The following is a 2,660-nucleotide window of genomic DNA, read 5'->3' as shown; positions in this document are numbered from 1 at the left end:
ACTTCCTTTAATGTCATAACTTCATTTTCATCTACTTTAATTTCTTTTACATCTTTAATCCAGCCGTTAATTGTTGATTTTGCAATGCCATATTCGTAGACGATGCTCTGCTAAGCTCACTCCTGATTTAAATAACTCTACTATCATATCCTTATATTCTTGATCGTCTCTTCTGCCCTTTCCCATAATGGACACATCCCTTCTTAACTAAATATTATTTTAACTTAGTTCGTCTTAATGTGTCCACTACTTTATACTAACACCATCTGATAATCTTCTTAATTCTGCATAAGTTTCTCTTTTATCATAATATCTTTTTCCATCTTTAAATGATACAGAATTTATTACAAAATGATTATGATAATGATTAGTATTAAGATGCGTACTAACAACAACCTCAAACCTATCTCCTCACATTTCTTCGGCAAGTCTTACTCCAATAGCGTGACATTGTTCAGGAGTAACTTCTCTCTCTGCAAATGATTGAAAGGCGTGAAAACCAAGTATTCCTCCTACCTTACCATATTGTTCTTTTGTAATAGTCATTTCTTCTAATGCAGTTTTAGGATTACAGTTCACACCAGACACATAAAATTGTTTTTCTGTTTTATAATCTGCTTCAACATAATCAATAACATTGTGTAAGTCATAATAACTGTCTTTACCATAATCACTATTGATAGTCTTTTCAATATTAGTAGTATAATCTATTACATTATCTAATCTCTTTTCTATTTTCCATATTCCTGTCGTTGCAATCTTTCTCGCTCCTTTCTTTTTGGGTATAAAAAAAGAGCAAACCATTTCTGACTTACTCCATAAATTGTAATTTGTAGTTAACCTATTAATTTAATTTTTCTTTTTTCTATATGTTCCTTTATAGCTTCTGCAATAATTTTGTGTCCTTTTTCATTTGGGTGTATTCCATCATCACATAGTAGATTTGAATAATTTTTTATTTCTAAAAATTTTGAGGTTATATCTATTATTGGAATATCTTTGTTTATTGCCAGTTTAAAAACCTCTATATATATCTTTCATGCCAATTAGTAAGAAATTGTTTATTTCCTTCCATCAATTTTAATATATTATCAGTATTTAATTTCTTGCTTATATAATCAAAGTATTTAGTTGAATCTATTGGTGGTAATGATAATAATACAGGTTCTTTTCCTATTTTTTTAAATTCATCTATAAGATACGAATATATTTCAATGAACTCTGTTATTGAACTTTTAGAATAATGTTCTTTGTCTGGATTTTCTGATATTTCTATCCAATTATAACCACAGTAATTTCCTCCAAATTCCATTATAACATATTTACTTTTTGTTTCCTTAATCAACTCGATATTTTTAAATATTATATTTTTTCCAATACTTATTGTACTCCAGATTTTGCTTTGTTTTCTATTGACACTCCTAATATATCCTCACACATATTAGAGAATCTATTTTGAGATACTTTATAAGTATTATTTTCGTATATAACACCTTTTAAAAAAGAATCTCCAAATACACTAATATCTAACATTTTTATTTCTCCTCGTATAATATTACAATTTGTTCTAAAGTTTTTAAATCAACTTTATTTGGATGTGATAATGCTTTGTCAAAGTTAGCAATTAATTTATCAATGTTAAGTGAAATATTATTTTGTTCTCTCATTTTTTCATATCTTTTTCTAACTGATAATGGCATTTTACCTTGACACATAAAAGTACCTATTATTGTATTGCTACTATCAATATTCTTTTTTACATTATTAATAATACCCTCAAAATATTTTTCACTTTCGCCATATCCTGCTGTCCCAAATAAAAATATTTTTTTGTTTTTTAATTTATTTAAAAAATCTATTGTTAGATGATCAGCATTTCCTTTTTCTGTCCAAAAACCAATATAAATTACATTACTTAATACATCATCAATTTTATCCACTGTACCATAATAATCACACTTATTTTGAGGTAAAGTATTATATATTGCCTCTGCAAGTTTTTTTGTATTTCCTGTTTTACTACTATAAATTATTGAATATCTTTCTCTTTTCATAATACATAATCTCCTTTTTCTTTATTATCAAAATTGTAATCTGTCTTTTTAGTCTTGACTTTTAAATGGATGTTTTAATTTATTTTTAATCTCAGTACCTATAATTCTCATAACAATTTCATATAATTTATGGTCTTATGTCAATATTTTGGACACAAAAAGTCAAACTTTTTTATGCTTCACTTCTAGCTAATAACTCACATTGTTCTGGTGTCATGTAATTAATAGAAGAGTGTATCCTTTTTCTGTTATACCAACCTTCAATATATTTAAATATAGCTATATTGGCTTCTTCGAAGGTGCGATATGTATTTCTATAGATTTCTTCCTTCTTCATTGAAGAATGGAGAGATTCTATACAAGCATTGTCATAAGGACAACCTTTTTTACTAAATGATTGTATAACATTAAACTCTTTACATAGCTCTTTTAAATCATTAATCATTCTTTTACCGAAAGCGTAGCCAATTATTTTTTTAGAATATACGTCAAGAACTGAAGCTAAATAGCACCAACCATCCCTACTAGTATGAATATATGTAATATCTCCTACCCATTTTTCGTTAATATAAGTAGTTGTAAAGTCTCTTTTTAAAACGTTTTCTA

5 protein-coding genes and 1 pseudogene are annotated in these 2,660 nt (G+C 26.8%); all 6 read right to left on the bottom strand.

What is annotated here, in order from left to right; genetic code table 11:
* Positions 1-246: 246 nt before the first annotated feature.
* A pseudogene (locus H8R92_RS12930) lies at positions 247-804 on the bottom strand (relaxase/mobilization nuclease domain-containing protein).
* A 32-nt stretch (positions 805-836) separates the two neighbouring features.
* Positions 837-1,007 carry an SGNH/GDSL hydrolase family protein gene (locus H8R92_RS13550; protein ID WP_366461610.1) on the bottom strand — a complete coding sequence of 57 codons (171 nt, stop codon included), beginning with the start codon at positions 1,005-1,007 and terminating at the stop codon, positions 837-839.
* Positions 1,008-1,024: 17 nt separating this feature from the next.
* Positions 1,025-1,345, bottom strand: a complete 321-nt coding sequence (locus tag H8R92_RS12920; RefSeq protein ID WP_186835669.1) for an SGNH/GDSL hydrolase family protein — start codon at positions 1,343-1,345, stop codon at positions 1,025-1,027.
* A 35-nt stretch (positions 1,346-1,380) separates the two neighbouring features.
* The gene (locus tag H8R92_RS12915; protein ID WP_186835668.1) at positions 1,381-1,533 is read right to left on the bottom strand and encodes a hypothetical protein; all 153 of its coding nucleotides are present in this window, start codon (positions 1,531-1,533) and stop codon (positions 1,381-1,383) included.
* Between the two features lie 2 nt (positions 1,534-1,535).
* Complete coding sequence (gene bilS / locus H8R92_RS12910) at positions 1,536-2,054, bottom strand: flavodoxin family protein BilS (protein WP_186835667.1); 519 nt, start codon at positions 2,052-2,054, stop codon at positions 1,536-1,538.
* A 172-nt stretch (positions 2,055-2,226) separates the two neighbouring features.
* The coding region (locus H8R92_RS12905) for an integrase core domain-containing protein (RefSeq protein ID WP_186835666.1) at positions 2,227-2,660 on the bottom strand (434 nt) is incomplete at its 5' end.

Source organism: Clostridium lentum (assembly GCF_014287815.1).
In the GTDB taxonomy this organism is placed as follows: Bacteria; Bacillota; Clostridia; order Clostridiales; family Clostridiaceae; genus Clostridium; species Clostridium lentum.
Note: the sequence above shows the minus strand (reverse complement) of the source record. Positions and strands in the feature narration are given on the sequence as shown.

What these genes read in the sequence shown, in the direction of transcription:
- bilS (WP_186835667.1), bottom strand. Translation starts at nt 2,054, where the DNA reads ATGAAAAGAGAAAGATATTCAATAATTTATAGTAGTAAAACAGGAAAT.
- H8R92_RS12915 (WP_186835668.1), bottom strand. Translation starts at nt 1,533, where the DNA reads ATGTTAGATATTAGTGTATTTGGAGATTCTTTTTTAAAAGGTGTTATA.